The 18,123-nt window shown below is 32.3% G+C and carries 15 protein-coding genes and 1 pseudogene; 15 read left to right on the top strand and 1 reads right to left on the bottom strand.

Annotated elements, in window-relative coordinates:
- Nucleotides 1-48: 48 nt before the first annotated feature.
- The 6 genes from BMSHG_RS06285 to BMSHG_RS06255 all read left to right on the top strand — a co-directional run bounded on the left by BMSHG_RS06285 (nt 49) and on the right by BMSHG_RS06255 (nt 6,324).
- Nucleotides 49-996 (top strand): carbon-nitrogen hydrolase family protein, encoded by a 948-nt coding sequence (locus BMSHG_RS06285; protein WP_019153588.1) that lies wholly within the window; start codon nt 49-51, stop codon nt 994-996.
- Nucleotides 980-1,279: a hypothetical protein gene (locus tag BMSHG_RS29015; protein ID WP_019153587.1), complete on the top strand. Its 300-nt coding sequence runs from the start codon at nt 980-982 to the stop codon at nt 1,277-1,279. Before BMSHG_RS06285 ends, BMSHG_RS29015 begins: the two co-directional genes overlap by 17 nt.
- A 231-nt stretch (nt 1,280-1,510) precedes the next feature.
- On the top strand, nt 1,511-2,749 hold the full coding sequence (locus BMSHG_RS06275; protein ID WP_019153586.1) for a benzoate/H(+) symporter BenE family transporter: 1,239 nt from the start codon (nt 1,511-1,513) through the stop codon (nt 2,747-2,749).
- A gap of 45 nt (nt 2,750-2,794) precedes the next feature.
- Complete coding sequence (locus BMSHG_RS06270) at nt 2,795-3,850, top strand: acyl-CoA dehydrogenase family protein (RefSeq protein ID WP_019153585.1); 1,056 nt, start codon at nt 2,795-2,797, stop codon at nt 3,848-3,850.
- A 750-nt stretch (nt 3,851-4,600) separates the two neighbouring features.
- Nucleotides 4,601-5,524, top strand: coding sequence for a cytochrome c oxidase assembly factor CtaG (gene ctaG, locus BMSHG_RS06260; protein ID WP_019153583.1), 924 nt, complete (start codon nt 4,601-4,603; stop codon nt 5,522-5,524).
- 86 nt (nt 5,525-5,610) lie between these two features.
- Nucleotides 5,611-6,324: a 5-formyltetrahydrofolate cyclo-ligase gene (locus BMSHG_RS06255; protein ID WP_019153582.1), complete on the top strand. Its 714-nt coding sequence runs from the start codon at nt 5,611-5,613 to the stop codon at nt 6,322-6,324.
- A gap of 66 nt (nt 6,325-6,390) precedes the next feature.
- On the opposite strand, the gene BMSHG_RS27400 is transcribed toward BMSHG_RS06255, so the two are convergent.
- Entirely contained in the window at nt 6,391-6,588 is a 198-nt protein-coding gene (locus tag BMSHG_RS27400; RefSeq protein WP_235776334.1) for a dihydrodipicolinate synthase family protein, read from the bottom strand.
- Between the two features lie 38 nt (nt 6,589-6,626).
- Between BMSHG_RS27400 and BMSHG_RS25830 the strand changes: the two are divergent.
- The 9 genes and pseudogenes from BMSHG_RS25830 to BMSHG_RS06205 all read left to right on the top strand — a co-directional run.
- A pseudogene (locus BMSHG_RS25830) lies at nt 6,627-6,818 on the top strand (VOC family protein); the annotation flags it as partial.
- 1,121 nt (nt 6,819-7,939) lie between these two features.
- A complete protein-coding gene (locus BMSHG_RS27035) occupies nt 7,940-9,241 on the top strand; it encodes a TniQ family protein (protein ID WP_019153580.1) in 1,302 nt (433 codons plus the stop codon).
- Between the two features lie 243 nt (nt 9,242-9,484).
- Complete coding sequence (locus BMSHG_RS27030; protein ID WP_187371857.1) at nt 9,485-10,054, top strand: TnsA endonuclease N-terminal domain-containing protein; 570 nt, start codon at nt 9,485-9,487, stop codon at nt 10,052-10,054.
- Complete coding sequence (locus tag BMSHG_RS25820) at nt 9,951-12,239, top strand: Mu transposase C-terminal domain-containing protein (protein ID WP_161601765.1); 2,289 nt, start codon at nt 9,951-9,953, stop codon at nt 12,237-12,239. Before BMSHG_RS27030 ends, BMSHG_RS25820 begins: the two co-directional genes overlap by 104 nt.
- A 1-nt stretch (nt 12,240) precedes the next feature.
- Nucleotides 12,241-13,392, top strand: a complete 1,152-nt coding sequence (locus BMSHG_RS06225; protein WP_019153579.1) for an ATP-binding protein — start codon at nt 12,241-12,243, stop codon at nt 13,390-13,392.
- A gap of 73 nt (nt 13,393-13,465) precedes the next feature.
- A complete protein-coding gene (locus BMSHG_RS06220; protein ID WP_026073348.1) occupies nt 13,466-14,866 on the top strand; it encodes a TniQ family protein in 1,401 nt (466 codons plus the stop codon).
- Between the two features lie 512 nt (nt 14,867-15,378).
- Nucleotides 15,379-15,735 carry a hypothetical protein gene (locus BMSHG_RS06215; protein ID WP_148346869.1) on the top strand — a complete coding sequence of 119 codons (357 nt, stop codon included), beginning with the start codon at nt 15,379-15,381 and terminating at the stop codon, nt 15,733-15,735.
- Nucleotides 15,736-16,466: 731 nt separating this feature from the next.
- Entirely contained in the window at nt 16,467-17,087 is a 621-nt protein-coding gene (locus tag BMSHG_RS06210; RefSeq protein WP_019153576.1) for a zinc metalloprotease, read from the top strand.
- Between the two features lie 12 nt (nt 17,088-17,099).
- On the top strand, nt 17,100-17,960 hold the full coding sequence (locus BMSHG_RS06205; protein WP_019153575.1) for a hypothetical protein: 861 nt from the start codon (nt 17,100-17,102) through the stop codon (nt 17,958-17,960).
- Nucleotides 17,961-18,123 lie beyond the last annotated feature (163 nt).

Raw genomic sequence — 18,123 nt, 5'->3', positions numbered from 1 at the left:
TCTTTTGCGTGTTCTATGACGACTGATTGTCTATTAGGAGGGCTTTTTATGAATGAAAGTGTAAGAGTTGCAGTTATTCAGGCAGCACCGATAATTATGAACCGTGATGCTACTATTGAAAAAGCAGTCAGTTTAATAAAAAGTGCTGGGGAAAGTGGTGCTCAAATTGTCGTATTTCCTGAGGCTTTTATTCCAGCTTACCCTAGAGGGTTATCTTTTGGTACAGTAATAGGAAACCGAACGGAAGAGGGTAGGAAAGACTGGTACAGATATTGGGAGAACTCAATAACTGTTCCTGGAGAGGAAACGGAACAACTTGGGGAAGCAGCCCGAGAAGCGGGAGTATACCTTATAATGGGTGTAACTGAACGAGATCAAGAATATAGTGGAGGCACACTATACTGTTCGGTAATTTTTATTGGACCTGATGGTTCTCTCATGGGTAAACATCGCAAATTAAAACCAACTGCTGCTGAGCGAATTGTTTGGGGTGAAGGTGATGGGAGCACTTTGCCTGTATTCAAAACTCCATATGGAAAAATTGGTGCACTAATATGTTGGGAGAACTATATGCCTTTAGCTAGAGCTGCGATGTATGCTCAAGGAATTCAGCTCTATATTGCACCAACTGCAGATGCAAGGGAATCTTGGCAGTCTACTATTCGCCACATTGCGATGGAGGGTAGATGCTTTGTTTTATCATGTAATCAATTCGTAACTAAGGAAATGTATCCAACAGATTTAGCTTGTTATGGTGATTTGGACTCCGCTCCAGAAGTCATGTCTAACGGAGGGAGTACGATTGTGGGACCGCTTGGAGATTATGTGGCTGAACCTGTTTGGGGAAAGGAAGAAATTATTCTTGCAGACCTCGATTTAAAACAAATTGCCTATAGCCAATTCGATTTTGACGTAGTTGGTCATTACGCTAGACCTGATGTTTTTAAGTTAGAAGTTAATGAGGAAAAAAAGGGCATTATTGAGTGGAAGAAGTAAAGGAAAGTTTAAGATATTCTTATCAAGTTCTAGTAATTTCTATTTTAATATTTTATTAGGTTTTCTTGAAATTTGGAGAGTGGTGATTTCTATGTACATTGTTTTACTTACTATGCTCATCGCTGCTTGTATTGTTTTGTTTTTTTGCGGATATTATGTAGCTGTTATTAGATTAAGATTAGGAAAAAATGCATTACTTTTTGCACCAATAGTTATTGCACTGTTTATGTTCAATGTAATCATGGCTTTAGTAGAATTATCACATTCACCTAACTGGCAGTAAATAAACCTTAATATGGTCCATTCTTGGCTTTACTCTCGTTGAGTAAGGCCATTTTTTCTTTTAGATTCTTTAATTAATAAATGGATGGCAATAAAGGTGTTCAAATGGATGGAGATGAAAAGATTACATTGCATTATCATGTAATATAAGGAGAGTTTTACCCAAAGTAAGATACTAGTAGAATGTAAAATCCTTTGTAAGGCTGGCCTATTTTAATAAAGGGGATTATATATGAATAGGAGTACTGAACAAAACAAATTGGAGAAGGGTTTATTTTTCATAAGGGATATAAATAGTAAGAATATTTCATGTGGGGTTATTGCTGGCGTTTTTGTTATTACAGGACCTTCTGCTTTAATATTAGAGGCCGCCTCAAACGGTTTATATACGAATGAACAGATACTATTATGGATGTTTTCTGTGTATGTCTTTGGAGGAATATTGGGAATTATTCTTCCATTATATTACAGAATCCCAATTGTAGGAGGACATACGTTAACAGGAGTTGCTTTTCTTGCAACTATGACCTCTCAGTTTACTTTTAATCAATTAATTGGTGCTTATTTTGTTTCAGGTTTAATAATGTTAATTATTGGGTATACAGGTCTCTTTTCAAGATTAATCAATTTAGTACCTAAGGAAATAATTTCTGCTATGTTAGCGGGTATGATTACAAAATACATGGTGGATTTCGTCAGCTCTATTAACCAGTTAGTGCTAGTTGGAGGCGCTTCTCTGGTTACATTCTTTCTATTAAATAGATGGAAGACAAGGGTTCCACCTGTGATAGGAGCAATTTTAGTCGGTTTTATTACACTAATTGTGTTTTATCCATTGAGTAGTCACGGTTCTACTTCAGAATTATTTACTCCACAGTTTCAAATGCCAGAGTTCAATACAGTTAGCTTTCTTTCTGTTTCTATACCACTCGCTCTTCTTATTTTAAGTAATGATGCTGCAGTTGCGATTGGGGCATTAGCACAAAACAACTACCGAACCTCTATAAATAAACTCATTTCTGTGGGTGGATTGTTCTCGATCCTATCAGCCTTTTTTGGAGGTCAGTCGGCTAACGTAGCAGGAATGGCTACAGTTATCTGTTCGGGTGAAGAGGCAGGACCAAGGGAAAAAAGGTATATGGGTGCGGTTGTGACAGGTATTTTACTATTAGGATTTGGTCTGTTTTCGTGGAGATTAATTCCGTTCATACAAATGTTGCCCAAGGATTTTATTTCGATTATTGTCGGGTTTTCACTTCTTGGAGTATTCGGAAATAGTCTGCATCAAAGTTTTTCAAAACCATCCATGAAAATTAGCACAGCATTTGCTTATTTAATTGCCTTTTCTAATATCTCGATTTTTAATATAAGTGCTCCATTGTGTTCATTATTAATTGGTGCTTTGATTGCTAAATACATTGAAGAGTCAACACAATCCAATATAGACAAAAAGGAAAAAATAACAGCTTAATGCTAGTTCTTTAGTAATTCAGATGTAGGATAGGAGAACAGAAAAATGGAATTTGTTTCGAAAGATAATAAAGTAATTCAAATAATCAATGAAAAACTATTACCATTTGTCAGAAAAATAGATGAAGAGGCCTTTTATCCGGTAGAGTTTATGAAAGAAATCGGACTGTCTGGATATTTCACTTCAGTAACTAAAAAAGAAACCCCTATACGTCTAAAAGAAATTACTTTAATAGAAGAAACCGCAGAATATTGTATGACGTCTGCCTTTTTACTGTGGTGTCATTTGGCAACTTTAGCTTCTGTAAGGCTGAGCAACAATCCTTATATTAAGAACGAGCTTTTACCTATATTGGAAAGGGGTGAAGCGTTCGGTGGAACAGGATTGTCTAACGCATTAAAATATTATGCAGGTTTAGAACCTGTTCGCCTAAAAGCTGAGAGAATAGCTGGTGGGTATAAAATATCAGGTAGTTTAACGAATGTCTCAAATTTGGGAAACAATCATTGGATAGTTATTCTTGCTTCTGTGAGTCATAGACAACGAGTAGTAAGTATAATTCCTGTAAAGTTAGATGGTCTTGTCATGGAAAGAAAAACGCATTTTGTTGGATTAAATGGTAGTGCAACATACTCTTGTAACTTTCACAATGTGTTTGTGCCAGACAAGTGGATTATTACTAAAGAGGCAGACGAATTTATAAAGCAAGTCCTTCCTGTTTTAGCACTCTACCAAATACCTTTAGGGTTAGGAGTTTCAAAGGCTTCTATAAAAACAATTTTAAATTTCCATCCTAACGATGTTGAAGTTTATAAACATCTCGAACCTCAACCAGATGAATTGATTAAAGACATTGAGTCCATTCGTGACACAACATATAAACATGCTAAGGTCTCTGATCTAAGTATTATCCTAAAAGATGTCTTATTAACTCGATTAGAAATAGCTAAGTTGACACCAAGAGTAGTTCATGTAGACATGCTCTATTCTGGAGGAAAAGCTTATCTCAATGGAAATGATTCATTTAGAAGGTTGAGAAAATCATATTTTTTACAAAATTTGAGTCCTACAGTGAAGCAATTAGAGCTATTATTTTACTGATAATTAAGGAGAGAACTCACATAAATAAGGGATATTTAGTTTTAAGGGAATTTTCAAACTGAGTTCCTAATTCTATTTAAGATAGAATTAAGAACTCAGTTTTCTGCTCGATTCCGTATTAGCATTTATCTATAGCTATTATTTATATAGCAAAAGTGAAACTGTCTCAATTTTAAGTGGATGGTGAAAATACCTAGGAGTTGGATGGTTCATTTTCCGCTGTTTTTCTTATTATAGAAGGGGGGGCTTTCTATTTACACCAAGATACCATTGAATAAACACCCTATTAGAAAAAGATACTGTTCTAATATATTTTTAGATATAAAGAGGGCTTATTCCTGGTGGAATAGAATTATCATACCCCAATTTAGTTTAAACGACATATAGTAAAAAACTAGCTTTGAAGTTTTTATTAAATAAGGGGGGATTTGAATGTTCTTTGCATATCTATTTGCTTTTGGTTATTGTATTTTGAGTATTTGGGCAACACATGCAATAATTAAGGGGTGTGAGAGAGCTGATGAAGAATTTTTAAATAGTTAACTATGACACAAAAATTCTCCAGAGTGATTAATCATAAAAATGCAAGATAATGGAAAAAGGAATAGGATGCTTCTTTCATAAGGCATAATTGTATTTGGAGCCATTTTACTGGCTCTTTTATATTTTTCTAAAAATTTTATCAGTATGAGATTATGAGTGGAGGAAGGAATATTCTAAGGTTAAAAAAATGTAAGAAGGGTTGATATTTTGTCTATATTCTATCTGTTTGATTTTCCTTCATTATGGAGTCCCTTTTTTGGTTTAAGTCTCATAATTGTATTTATTGGTTATTACTTTTTAACAATTAAATATAGACTTCTTTTTAAGAGGAGTACTCCGGTACAAAAAAGCCAGGTTTTGTCTTTTATTACTTTCTTGATTATCTTGTATATTATTAAAGGTTCCCCTATTGATTTACTGAGTCATATGATGTTGACATTTCACATGGTTCAAATGGGTTTCTTACTTCTGGTCCTGCCAATACTTTTTATAAAAGGGATACCATTTTGGTTTTGGCAAACTATATTGAATAGACCTTTTTTGAAAGTAGTTCTCAAATTATTTACTAGACCTATTGCTGCTATGTTATTTTTTAATGTAGCTTTTTCTTTGTACCATATACCAATGATCCTAGATTTTTCTAAGACAAGTACAATGTATCACACATCAATCCATTCAATACTGTTTGTTTTAGCCACTTTTATGTATTGGCCAATTTTAGGCGTCTATAAGAAGGGTTACGATATGTCAGGACTTTTGAAGACAGGCTATATGTTTGCCAATGGTGCACTAATGCTTCCTGCATGTGCCCTAATAATATTTTCCAGTACTCCTTTATATAGCACCTATTCGGAGCCGGAATCCTGGGTTAATGCTCTTTCTTTATGTGCTTCACCATCATCAATTTCAAACTTAGGAGTTTTAGGACCAGAATTGATTGAATTATTTAATCCTTTGGGTCTAATTCAAGATCAGCAATTAGGTGGGATTATCATGAAAGGCATACAAGAAATAATCTATGGCATATTGATTGCTAAAGTCTTTCTTGATTGGTATAGAGAGGATCAAGCCTATGCTGCTGTTGAGACAAAAAAGTACATGGCTCAATATTATAAGAATGAAACAGATTAAATAAACTGCGATATAGTAAGTAATATTATGAAACTGTTGGAAATAATTAGTATAAAGAGTTAAAAAGTGTAGGGAGAAGATCATAGATGTTATCGAAACAAGAAATACGTGAGGAAATATGGGAGCTTCTAACGGAAAGAAAACTTGGCCGTTTTCCATTCCCTTTACGAAATCGAATTCCTAATTTTAAAGGATCAGAAAAAGCTGCTCAATTTGTTACAACCATGTCTGAATACAGAAAAGCTCATGTCATTAAGGTTAATCCAGATGCACCACAGCTTCCAATTAGGGCACAAATTTTAAGAGATAGGAAGACATTACTGGTTCCTACCCCTAGGCTTAGGGCTGGGTTTATTATTGTAAAGCCTGAGTGGGTACCAGAAGGAGAAGAACGTAAAGCTGCAAGTCTATCTCATATTAAATCATACGGAAAAGAAATTCCTTTATCGGAAATGCCACAAATCGATTTAATTATAGTTGGTTCTGTTGCTTTGCATCGGGATGGTAGGCGGATAGGTAAAGGAGAAGGATATGCTGATAGGGAGTATGCTATTATAAGAGAACTAGGAAATCCTCCTGTACCAGTCATAGGCACGGTTCATAGTACCCAATTGACTAATAAAGATATCCCTATTGATCCATATGATTTATCTGTTGATTGGATCGCAACCGAAACAGAATTAATCAAAACAAATACTCCTTATGAAAAGCCTAAAGGAATTAAGTGGGAGTTAGTAAAGGAGAAAGAATTTGAAGAGATGCCCGTACTAAGAGATATTTGGAACCTAACAAAGGGGTGACTATTAAAGGTATTCACATAATGATAAGGGTTGCCTATAAAGGCAACCCTTGTTTCGAATAGAAAGCTACTTTTTCTTTATCAAGTATTCTTGAAATTCCTCTAAGAGGGAATTAATCATATCTCTCTCATTTTCATTTACTTGGACTAGTGGTAATCTTACTGTTCCTACTGGAATTCCTGTTACTCTCAAAGCGTATTTTATAGGAGCAGGGTTAGTTGTAATAAAGAGTCCCTCAAATATTGGTAGTAATTCTCGATGCAAGTTGCTTGCTCGAACAACTTTTCCTTCAAGATAGAGGTCAATTCACTTTTACACCATCTTTTTCAATCTTTGTTACTTGTAATACTGAAGAAGAACTTGACAATCTTTATGAAAAACTGGGTGAAGGAAGACAAGCACTTATGCCATTAGGCGATTATGGTTTCAGTAAAAAGTTTGGTTGGATAAATGACCGCTTCGGAGTTTCGTGGCAACTAAATCTTCCTTTGTGAATGTTTTAGTGGGAATTAATAAATAAAAAAACTACATTAGGTAATGGATATTACTTCAAAGGGGTAATACCTATTTTTACTTTTATACTTTTTTTGACTTTGTGAAATATTTCACTTAAACAAACGGGTGCGTTAGTTCAACAACTCTAATATCTAAGATGAGCCAGAATATACATTATTTTATGCATTAAAATGTATATTTTGGCTCTTTGTTATTTACTTTCCCCCTATAAAATCAGGACTATGATTAACAGATGCCTTGTTAATAAGAGGATGCAATTCACTTTAAAAAGGGGAAGATATTTTCCAGTAAAGTGTGTTAGTTAATTTAGCAGAAATTGTTTCATTCTAGATGAAGGTCACAAATAATGGGTGCCTTCCTTAATCGCTGGGGAAAACATGGCAGAAGTGGTATATTCTTGTGGCTGTAAACAAACGTTGCAAATGATTAACTATTTTTTATTTATTAAGGGGCTTAATGGAAAAAAACGGAGAGCAAGATCAAGTATTAGAGAATAAAAGACTCGTCATTTGGACGAGTCTTTTTAGCTGTTTCGAAAGTTGATATAGCATTTTTTCTGTCAATGAATTCTAACTCTCTGTAGAACTTATGATTATCTTTAAAATATAAAACAATTATTCAAATTCCATGGGTGGTAAACAATTAATGGTATTTTATCAATTTCTCTAATCAGTTCGATGAAACTTTTTTGACTCTTTACTTCTGTGTTCATTTTTCTCACCTTACTTTCTAATTCCTACTTATTTTTTAATTATAGCTAAATATAGCTAAAGTTAATAGGTTATGCACAACCATTCTTTATATGATAAACCTTCTTAATGTGGCTATTATTTCATCTTTGTTTTTTAATTACTCCTCATATTTTTCTCATTTCAGATGCTATTTGGGTCACTCAGATAATTTTATGTCATCAATAATTCGCTCGAGTTTTACTATTTAGAACTGTGTGAAACGGGTTATTAAAAGTATCAATCCCTCCATGATGAAGCGTTTTTATTAAAGAAAATAAAAGGAATTTCTATAAGTTTAATAATTACTTATTAAAATGGAGAGTTTATAAATTAATAACTGAAGGTCAAAAAAGTTTGATGGAGGTCAGATGGAATCCAGAACAACTTTATATAACATCGAACCAATAGGATTAGGAACTTTTTATGCTGAATCTCTCACTAGTTATATTTCCCGTCTGTCATTGTACCATTGTCTTACAACTGGAAACTTTGTATCAAAATTACTATCTCCATATTTAGATAAGTATTATATTACTGAAATAGCAAAAAGAGGTGGAAATGGATTTTTTGATTCTGCTACCGGAATAAATGGAATCGGTACTCTTGCAAATGACTTTATTAATGTCGTTCAATTACTAAATCTAAGAGACGATATACGAAAAATGACGCTTGTGTTCTGGTCAAATACTTTACCTACAAGAGGATTAATGAAAGACCATAAAGCTTGGTGTACTTTATGTTTGGATGAAAAAATGAAAAAAAATGAAATTATATATGACCAATTATTATGGTGTATAAAGACTGTCCTTTGTTGCCCCAAACACAAAGTATACCTTGAATCCAGGTGTCATAATTGTTCAAAGACACTAAAGATTCTTTCAAGGAAGACAAAACCAGGATATTGTCAGTATTGTTACGCCTGGTTAGGAGATGGAAGTTTTTCTAGTATTGAACCTAGTCAGGTGGAAATACAAGAATCTACTCTAGTTGGACAAATGATTTCCTATAGCTCAAAAAATGAACCCTTAAAATTCAACAAAAATGTAATAGCCGATTCATTTCAAAAGATATCTAAAATATTCTTTGACGGAAATATTGGGAAAATGTCAAAACTATTATCTACACCAGAAACAACATTAAGGTATTGGATCAAGGGTATTAACTTAGCACCTCTTCCAAATATAATTAGAGTTTGTTTAATGTTGAAACTATCTGTCTTGGAGTTTTTAGGAATTGAAGAGATTCCATCTGAGATAATATTAGACACTAAATCCCCAGTAGTTATTCCAAAGTCTAGATTTAAATTTGATTATAAAGAGATTAAGGAAATCTTGGATGATAGGATTAAGAACGATGGAGCAGATTCTTTGAAGAGGGTTGCTGAAATAATAGGCTGCGATAGAAAATTACTTTATAGCAAGTTCCCAGTAGAGAGCAAAATAATTGTAGAAAATCATAGGTACTATTTGGAGCATCAGAAAATGCAAAGGCAACAAGAAATTAATATAAGGTTAGAAAGTATAGTCTCCGAGCTGATTAACAGTGGAGAATATCCGAGCAGAAGAGTAGTTGAGGAGTTGCTTAAGCATAAGTATTTTGTGAAAGAAAGTTTTTTAAGAGAGAAATGGATTGAATTAAAAAACGAGTATTTAAAAATTTCCCTCGATTAAATTACTGACATATCAAATACAAATTGTAGCTAAAATACTAAAATGTAGTATTTTGTGTACAAAAGGAAAGAGGAATCTAATCATATTTGTGAATAATAGAGCTTAAATAATCTTATTAGATAAAAAGGTTAAATATAGAAAATTATAAAAATTCAAAAAATCCATCTTAAAAAAAGGGAATATAGCAGTCTGTGTTGAAAGATGTCCTAAGGATTCAATATCCAAATTCTCATGGTGGTGAACATGATGGATAATGTACTTTTTGAAGAATGTTTGAAACAGAATAACATTAGTAATGAAGCCTTTAAAATCATTGGAAATGTAAGGAAATCCCAACCATCAAGAAAAGTTAAAAGCAATGGAAAAAATGTCTATGGATTCTACCCTAGCAAAAAAATGGGAGTCACTATACAGTTTGAAAGTCATAAATTAGAATTAGCAGGCATTTACGAGAAAGAGCATGATCCTAATGTTCTTGAATACTACGATCAACCACCTTCCTTTACTATAAAGTATGATTTACCCAAAAATTCAAAGAAAAAAACTGTGGGTCATATTTATACTCCTGATTTTTTTACCATTGAAAAGGACTGGATAGGATGGGAGGAATGGAAAACCGAGGATGAGTTAATAAAATTATCCCAAAAGAATTCAAATCGATACTGCTTGGACGAGAATGGAGAATGGAGATGCCCTCCTGCAGAGGAATATGCCAAAAAAATTTGGTCTTTCCTTCAGAATAAGATCATCAAAGAGTATCAACTGGATTTATCAAAGAAATATAAGATTTTTAGAGGACTATCTGTTAGATGAAATTCCTTATGTATCTACTGAGGCTACATCAATAATAAAAAAATTAATAAATAATAAGCCATCTATTATGTTAGAAGATTTACTAAAAGATCAGGCATCTTTTTCTGCTGATGATATTTATTCTCTAATGGCTATCAATGAAATTTACGTAGATATTAATAATTATTTGATTATTGATTTTGATAAATTTCCTATCTTCTTAAATAAGCAAACCTTTGATGCCTATCAAAATCTTGAAGTAGCTTTTAAACCTATATTACTAAAGCCAAGTAATGTTGATATTCAAATAGGTAGAAAGGTCAATTGGGATGGTAATGTTTGTACGATAATTAATGTTGGTGAAAATGTCTTGACATTATTAAATAATAATGAAGAAGTATCCGAATTGCCTAGATTAGTTTTTGAAAATTTAATCAAAGATGGTTCAATAAAAGGAATAAGCGGACACATTGAAACTGAGAAGGAACTAGAAATTAACAAAATTATTAAGAGTGCAAATGAAAAAGATTTAGAAGAAGCCAATAAGAGATACTATGTTGTGCAAGGTATGTTAAACGGTGGAAATTACTCTGACTTTGAACCAAAAGAAAGGACTATAAGAGACTGGCTTAAAAAGTACCGTGACGCGGAAAACCTTTATGGGAATGGATATGTGGGCCTGATCTCTAACAGAAAGAATCAAGGAAATAGGGTACGTCGTTTTCAACAAGAAGTAATTGATTTAATGAAAGATTACATTATTAATGATTACGAAACTATTATACAAAAGAAAGCATTTACAGTTTATAGAACTTTTAAACAGGAGTGTAAGAACAAAGGATATTCTGTTCCAAGCTTTAACACCTTTTTAGAGGAAGTGGACAAACGTTCTACTCATATTAAGACACTAAAGAAGCAGGGGCCAAAAGCAGCATACAAAACTGAACCAGTATATTATGAATTGAGTATGACTACCCCAAGGCATGGAGATCGACCATTTGAAATATGCCATATAGATCATACAGAACTGGATATACAATTAATTTGTTCAGAAACAGGAGAAAACCTTGGAAAACCTTGGGTAAGTATAATGATAGACGCATTTTCAAGAAGAATAATGGCCTATTATTTGACATATGATCCTCCTAGTTATAGGTCTTGTATGATGGTCATGAGGGAATGTGTAAAGAGGCATTCTAGACTACCTGATACCATAGTTGTAGATGGAGGTAAGGACTTTCAAAGTGTATATTTTGATACTTTACTTGCAAGGTATGGTAAGAGGAAGAAAGTGAGACCTGGAGCTAAACCACGTTTTGGAACTGTTTGTGAAAGACACTTTGGGATAACAAATGAAATGTTTATCCATAACTTGTTAGGAAATACGAAAATAATGAAAAACTTTAGACAAGTTACAAAAGAGGTAAATCCAATAAATCATGCAATTTGGACTTTAGAAGATTTAAACTTTATGCTAGAAAGATGGTATTACGAAGTTTATGATAATACCCCACATAGTACAATTGGTGAAAGTCCTAGAGAAACGTATGTGAAAAGAATAGCAAAAACTGGTCTACGAAAGAATACGTTTATTAGATATGACGAAATATTCAAAATGCTAACTTTACCTTCAACAAGAAAAGGAACGGCTAAGGTTATTGCTGGTCAAGGTGTAAAAATTAACTATTTTTATTATTATTCTGAGATTCTCCTTCATCCAGACGTAGAAGGTAAATCAATTCCTGTTAGATATGATCCTTTTAATATGGGAATTGCGTATGCTTATATTAATAATTACTGGGCGGAGTTAACTTCAGAACATTATGCAGTATTAGAAAATCGCACTGAAAAAGAAATTAAAATGGTTACGTCAGAATTGAGAAAAAGAAAGAAATTACTCGGATTGAAGAAAGATATTTCTAGTTCTCAGATTGTTGATTTTATGGAAAGTGTAGAAGAGCATGAAGTTCTAATGAAACAGCGATTAAGAGATAAGGCTGTAAAGAACTCTCTAACTGTAATAGATGGAGGAAAATCAAATACTAAAGAATTAAAAAGTAGTAAATCTGTTCAAAAAAAAGGGACAAAAGAAAGAAAGCATGAGACTCAATTGGAAGCCGTAAAGCCAAATGAGAAACCTTTATTTAAGAGTATACTTGACGAAATGAAAGAACAGAATTCGTTTATGATATACAAGGAGTTATAACATGGTACAGCAATTTCCAAGGGAACTTTTAGAAAAGTCTTTATCTGATAGGCATGAGTACTTTAGAAAGTACACTGTTTCTCATCCTGCATTTGAAGAGGCTTATGAGGGTTTGTTAGATAGAATAAATAATGGTAGTAAAAATTCCATTATCCTAGTTTATGGAACTTCTGGGGTAGGGAAAACAAAGTTAATTGAAAAAGTACAGGAAAAATTGATAGAGGATAATATTGAAACCTACATAAATAATAGGGGATTATTTCCAACGTTGACTGTTGAGGCTGTACCACCAGATAGCGGAAGTTTTGATTGGAAAGATTTTTATTACAGATGTTTGGTAATGGCTGAGGAACCCTTAATCGATTATAAGATAAGCATTGAGGAAAAAGTGGAAAACAGAGAATTAAAAAATGATGGCAAGGCTGCACTTAGACGGTCATTAGAAAATGTATTGATTTTTAGAAAACCAATAGCTTTTTTTATTGATGAAGCTCAGCATATTAGCATGACAACAAATAGTAGAAAACTTAGAAATCAGATAAATATCTTGAAGTCACTTGCTAATATGACAAACGTTCCAATAGTTTTATCTGGCAACTATGATTTAATTACTTATAGAGATTTGAATGGCCAGACAATAAGGAGAGGTAAAGATGTTCATATAAAAAGGTATAATGCAAAAAATAAAGATGAATTAAAGTCTTTTATAAATGTATTATTAGCCTTTCAACAACACTTGCCGTTAGAAGAAGAACCAGATTTAATTACTAATTGGGATTATTTCTATAGCCGTTCTATAGGATGTATCGGAATCTTAAAGGATTGGTTATATTCAACGTACCAGACCTCTACAAGAAACAATCCAAGTAAGAAAACGCTAGAAATTGAGGATTTTAAGTGTCATGAACTTACGCCAGGAAGAAGCATTAAATTACTTAAAGAGGCTACTGAAGGAGAGAAGAAATACGAAAAATCCGTAAATCAAGAAGAAGAGCTATATAGACAACTTGGGCTTATTGAAGAGACTGAATCCTATGGAACAGATGAAGATGAAGTAAAAACGGAGGGGGAAAATAAGAAAAATAAGAAACCTGGTGAAAGAAAAGCCCAAAGGGACCATGTCGGTGTGAATGAAATCAATGAAGCACTTTAAACCAAAAGATATTTGTAAGTAAGCCCCATAAACTTGGGGTTTTATTTATATACTAGAAAATATTATTGACAATTTGGAAAGGGAGGGGAAGACCATTAACACTACACTGCCAGAATTGCCATCTAGAAGCGTTCTATATAACATATCTCCAATTGGTACTGGTACGGCAGATGCTGAGAGTTTAACTAGCTACTTAACTAGATTGATAAATGCTCACAATCTGAACGCAGGAGTATTTTTCCGGAAGATCATCTACCCGTATTTGGGTAAGGAAACTTTTCCCCGCGACGGATTGGTTCCTAAGAAATCCAGTTCCTTCAATAATTTTCATCAAGGAGCATGGGAGTTAGTTAGTGCATTAAAGGAGTTAACAACTGTTAGCACATTGGAAGGACATACACTGTTAGATTTTAGTACTTTTCTATCTAACTATGAAGTTAGTTCGAGTAAGTATTGGTGTCCCCATTGCTATCAAGAAACAAAAGATAGAAAACTACCGATATTTGACAAGTTATTGTGGGTATTGGATATTGTTGAAATTTGTCATGTACATAATTGTAAATTAATTTGTAGTTGTCTATCGTGTAACACAGAGCAGTATCACTTATCCAGAAATGGAACAATAGGATATTGTTATAAGTGTGGTTCATGGCTAGGCTACACAAAGAATGATAAAACTATTGAAGTTTCAAAGGAATATTTACAATGGCAGCAATGGATAATTGAAAATATAATAGATTTACTTCTTCTGAATAACTATGAAAGGGATAGGATTAAGAAGACTTGGGTTAATTATGAAGATAATGTTAATAAGTTTTTCAATAAGATTTTTGATGAAGTTTTTGAAAAGTACTCCATATATAAAACAAAGTTCTTTAATTTAGTTAGAATACCAAATAGATTATATTATAACTGGGACAAGGGGAAACAAAGGATTGGCCTAATTTCATTATTAAAAATTAGCTATGTAACAGGTATAAAATTGAAGAAATTTTTACTGATGGAGATTGAGTTGGATATTTGCCTTAGACAGCTCCCTGAGTTTATTTATGACAATAACTTAAGGTATAAATCACATAAAAAATATGACATAGACGAATTGCGTAAAGAGATTATAGAAATTATTTATGATAAAGATAACCCACCACCATCCTTAGCAAAGGTTGCTAGGTCGTTTGGTTATAAAAATTCTAGGACTTTAAAAACAAAACTACCTAACGAATGTAATATCATAATAAAAAATTATAAGAACTATATGAGTGAAAATAAAAAGGAGAAAAAGAAAGCAATAAGTGAGGCTGTAACTCATTTGCTAGAGAACGGCGTATATCCTTCACAAAAAAGTGTGGAAAGGAAATTGGGAAAGACGTCATACTTTTGGAACCATTCGAACAGAGTATTATTAAATGAAATATGTAAAGAAAAGGGAGTGGTGAGAAAAAAGGGGCCTCATACAAAAATTGAAATCAAATAGGTAATATTCAAAAAGTATTTTCCAATATATTTAAAAAGTATTTAACTATATAAATGCCAAAAGTATAATTTTTAACTATATCAATGCCAAAAATATTGCATTATCTGAAGCTACAATATAAAAAATTGCAATTTTATTTGGTTTTCTATTATATTCTTTAGTTTGAGTATATAATATTCTATTGATATCAAGGGTTGGCAGAGATATGGTTAAATTTTTGGCAGAAATATGGGTAAAATCACAGCTTGTGTGACTTAAACCATAAAAATGTCACGGTGACATACTTTTGCTTTAAGAGTAAAGGTGACAAACTTATGCTTTAAAATATCGCGAGAGTTTTTGATTTATTTATATTTCGACTATAACCACTTTTTATTTCGAGATTATATACTAGCATGAATAAATTGTAGTTTTGAAAAAAGATTGATCATTCAAATGAATTGACTCCGATTAATATTATTGCAAGTAGTTTAGGAGTATCTTCTCAATTTTTGACAAAGAGATTTAAAAATTTGACTGATGAAATTATAGAGAAAAACAAGTATTTGATGAAACAACGAACTAAAAAAGCAAAGCAAAGCCTTCCCCAATATAAAAAGTTTGAAACAGATGATTATAAAGAAATTGAAGAAAAATTACTAGCAATATTACATTCAATTTCAGATGAACCAATATATATAAAAGATATATTAAAAGAGTTAGGAAAATCACAACACTTTACTAAATTTTTCCCAGAAATATTTAATTCAATAAAAGAAGCAAATGTTGTTGCTTCAAGAAGAAAGAGTGAGCGCACATATCGAGAAAGATGTAAGGTTTTAAAGGAAGTTATTACTAGTCTTTTAGGAATGATATTTATCCTAGGGTAATCCAGATAGAAAAATATATAGATTTTAGTATTTGCCCAGGATTTATTGAACCTAGGAGAAAGATATTAGAATAACTAGGAATTGAGATGAGGAAATTTGACTATTAGCATGACCTCTTTAATAAGTGATAAAATATTTGATGGATAAGAGATTTGTAGATTATACAATCAGTGTGAAGGTTGGCTAATCTGAGAAAGGTATAGAAACCATGTAAACTATTAAAAGTTGAAAAAATAATTCTATTCCTAAGATCATATTTTTATAGAAACATTGTCAAATACAACAAATGGAATGATTTCTTTGATTACTGGGAAATCATTTTTTATTTATTTAATAGCAACGTAATAATTTAAGTGGCAAATAATGACTTTCTACAAACTTTTGCAGAACAAGTGAAAGGCTATTTTCCTTTATGAAGAATAGCCTACGTTGGCCATACATGAAGCAGAACTTCAACACAGAAAATGTAAGAAAATAACGGTTTAATATGGTAATTGAATAAGTTCTAAAAAAGACAACTTGTAGAGGTCTTTTTAAATGTTCCATAGATATAACATTATAGCTCTATCTGATTTGGGTATGTTTTAATAGACTTATTTTTTAGAAAATACAAATATATCCAAAAATATAAAATAATGTTATAATTAATTCAGTTGCACATAGTTTGCATTGAAAATTTTTAATATCAACAAAGAAATGTAACTAAATTAATAATTTGGGATGGCACGGATTTGAAGAAAAAGGTACTAGTTATATCACTGTTATTATTAGTGATAAGTGTTGGAAATGTATTTGCTGCAGGATTAGGCAACATACAAAATTGGTATACAAACTCTTCTGAAATAGGAAGATGGGGAACTACACCAAAAGTTTGGTACGGCACGTTGGATAGTAGTATGACCCAACTTACACTGGATGGCCATGTCACTCATGCTAGATCTCAATGGAATAACGCAGGGGTCCCGAATTCTTATACAAGTGATTTTAATAGTTCTCATATTAGAGTTCGTTCAGGAACCTATAATTCTATTAAAAAAATTGAAGTTGGCATACAAACTGGAGATACAGGACTAACTAAACGATCACCAGCAACTGAGTTCTCAGAAAGCTACTGGTATTATCAGGGTAAGTATCCTAAATCAGGTAAGAAAATAGGTGGTCCAGTATACGTTTATTTAGTAACTGGTAATAGAACAGCTGCTGCTTATAAAAATACCACAACACATGAACTTGGGCATGCGCTAGGATATTTCGGTCATTCCTCAAACAGTAAGACTGTTATGTATGGAGCAGCAACTGAAATTACTACATTGACTTCGAATGATAAAGTTCATTTAAATCAAATTCAATAAGGGGTGAGATGTATGAAAAAAAGTATCCTATTCCTGATAGTTTTGCTTTTTTCTTTGCTATTAATTACTGGTTGTAACTTAAGTCGATCTTCTGCAATTATGGAACATAGTGATTCAAAAATAGAAACCCAAAATGCTTTTGAAATAGAAGCTTTGGACCAGTTAATAGAATTGTCACATAACATTGTATATGGAAAAGTTGAAAGCATAGAGGATTTTGATGGAACAACGAAAAAAATAAATGTGCTTATTACAAAGGAACTTAAAGGAAAAACAGAGTCAGATTACATTGATGTATATGAATATGAAGATTTTTTAGAGGTTGGAAAAGAGTATCTACTTTTCTTAGAATATTGGGAAGATGAATTGTATCCTAGACCAGTTTATAACGTAATTAGAACTCATGCATTTGAAGTGAGTAACGGAAAGATAGTAGAAACTAAAGATAGTAAAAAATTCATTAAAGGACGAAGTAAAAATGAATTAGAGAAATTTATAGCCAGTTCACCTAATGTCAAAGTAAAAAGTGTACCAGAAAAAAATATTATTGAAAAAACTAATAGTGTAGAAGAGTTAATCAATGTATCTGGGCACATTTTGCATATTATTCCAAGAGAAATAATTGCTGAAAATAAATATGTTAAGAATGTAAATGTAGAAATATTAGATGAATATAAGGGCGAGATTAATAAGAAGTTTCCACTCTCTTTACCTTCAAGTATAGAAGTTGGAAAGGAATATATTATATTTTTAAAGGGAAATGAAGAACTTGATTTAGCAACTAGAGAGGGAAGTGTCGTCTCAAAAGAAGACTCTAAGCTTTGGGACTCAGTTGTAAGTAAATTGCAGGTTGAAGTTGAAAAAAACAATTAATCTTAAAGTAAATCGAAGTCTACCTGAAGTAAAGTAATTGAATAAAGGAAAGGTCTAGGATTAAGCCTAGACCTATTTATATTACAAAGCAATAGGGTTAATGCAATAATTTTAATTGTTATGTCTCTATTTTTAAAAATAGTTAAGTCATAAAGATGTCAGG

Origin of the sequence: Robertmurraya massiliosenegalensis JC6, from assembly GCF_000311725.1 — a bacterium.
GTDB lineage: Bacteria > Bacillota > Bacilli > Bacillales > Cytobacillaceae > Robertmurraya > Robertmurraya massiliosenegalensis.
Note: the sequence above shows the minus strand (reverse complement) of the source record. Positions and strands in the feature narration are given on the sequence as shown.